Raw genomic sequence first — 1534 nt, 5'->3', positions numbered from 1 at the left:
CTGGGCGCCCGAGGGCCGGTTCCCCGCCTCGGCCGCCGCGATGACGGCGGCGGTCGCCGCGAGCGCGCTGCTCGGGGCGAACGCCCGGATCCGGCGGACCGCGCGGGCGGAGCGGCTGGCACGGCTGGAACTGGACCGCGACGAGCGGGAGCGCCTGGCGGTGGAGGAGGAACGCGCCCGGATCGCACGGGAGTTGCACGACAGCGTGACGCACGGCCTGTCAGTGGTGGTGGCGCTGGCGGACGCGCTCGGGCACGCGAGGCCGGCCGACGCCTCCGCCGTGACGGCCCGGATCGCGGAGACCGGGCGGCAGGCGCTGACCGACATGCGGCGGGCACTGGGCCTGCTCCAGGACGCCGGTCCCGACGCCGGTCCCCACACGGGGCCCGGGGACGACCGGCGGTCGCCGCCGGGGATCGGGCAGCTCAGGGCGTTGTGCGAGCAGATGGCGGCGGCGGGCCTCGTGACCCGGCTGCGGGTGGACGGCGAGGCCGCCCGGGTGCCGGCCGCGGCGCAGCTGACGGTGCACCGGCTCGTCCAGGAGTCGCTGACCAACGCGCTGCGCCACGCGCCGCAGGGGTCGCGCGCCGAGGTACGGGTGTCCTGCGCGCCGGGGGCGGTCACGGTCGAGGTGACCGACGACGGGCGGGCCGCAGGGACCGGGCGGCCGGGATCCGCCGGGTCCGGGCGGGGTCTCGCGGGGATGCGGGAGCGCGCCGCGGCCTTCGGCGGGGTGCTGGAGGCGGGCCCGCGGCCGGGCGGCGGCTGGCGGGTCTTCGTACGGCTGGATCCCGGGGGCGCGCCGTGAGCGTCCGGGTGCTGCTGGTGGACGACGAGGAGCTGCTGCGGCTGGCGTTCGGCATGATCCTGCGCGCCGAGCCGGACATGGAGCCGGTCGGGGAGGCGGCCGACGGGGCGGCGGCGGTGGAGCTGGCGCGGCGGCTGCGGCCGGACGTGGTGCTGATGGACGTGCGGATGCCGGGCACCGACGGCATCGGGGCGACCCGGCGGCTGCTGCGCGAGGTGCCCGGGACGCGGGTGCTGGTGCTCACGACCTTCGACCTGGAGGCGTACGCCGTCGAGGCGCTGCGCGCCGGGGCCTCCGGCTTCCTGCTGAAGAACAGCCGGCCGGAGGAGCTGCTGGGGGCGATCCGCGACGTGGCCCGGGGGGACGCCGTGGTCTCCCCTCGGGTGACCCGGCTGCTGCTGGACCGCTTCGCCCACCGGCTCCCCGCCGCCGGAGACGGCGGGGGCGGGGGCGACGCGGAGCAGCTGCGCGTGCTGACCGCGCGCGAGCGGGAGGTCCTGCTGGGGGCCGCCCGCGGCCTGACCAACACGGAACTCGCCGCCGCCCTCGGTCTCGCGGAGCCCACGGTGAAGAAGCATCTCGGCCGGGTCATGGCCAAGCTGGGCCTGCGGGACCGGGTGCAGGCGGTGATCTTCGCGTACGAGTGCGGGCTGGTCGGGCCGCGGTAGGCGCGGGCGGCCGCCGGGCGGGGGCCGTCCGGCCGCCGTCCCCGCCGCCGCCGACGCC

Annotated in this window: 2 protein-coding genes; both read left to right on the top strand. The window is 78.9% G+C overall.

Going from position 1 to position 1534, the window contains the following annotated elements:
• Positions 1–808, top strand: an 808-nt coding sequence (locus tag AE652_RS41135) for a sensor histidine kinase (RefSeq protein ID WP_049661082.1), incomplete at its 5' end; no start/stop codon positions are given.
• Positions 805–1476, top strand: coding sequence for a response regulator transcription factor (locus AE652_RS41130; protein WP_049661080.1), 672 nt, complete (start codon positions 805–807; stop codon positions 1474–1476). The genes AE652_RS41135 and AE652_RS41130, both read left to right, overlap by 4 nt.
• Positions 1477–1534: the final 58 nt, after the last annotated feature.

Source organism: Kitasatospora sp. MY 5-36 (assembly GCF_001182915.1).
Classification (GTDB): Bacteria; Actinomycetota; Actinomycetes; order Streptomycetales; family Streptomycetaceae; genus Kitasatospora.
Note: the sequence above shows the minus strand (reverse complement) of the source record. Positions and strands in the feature narration are given on the sequence as shown.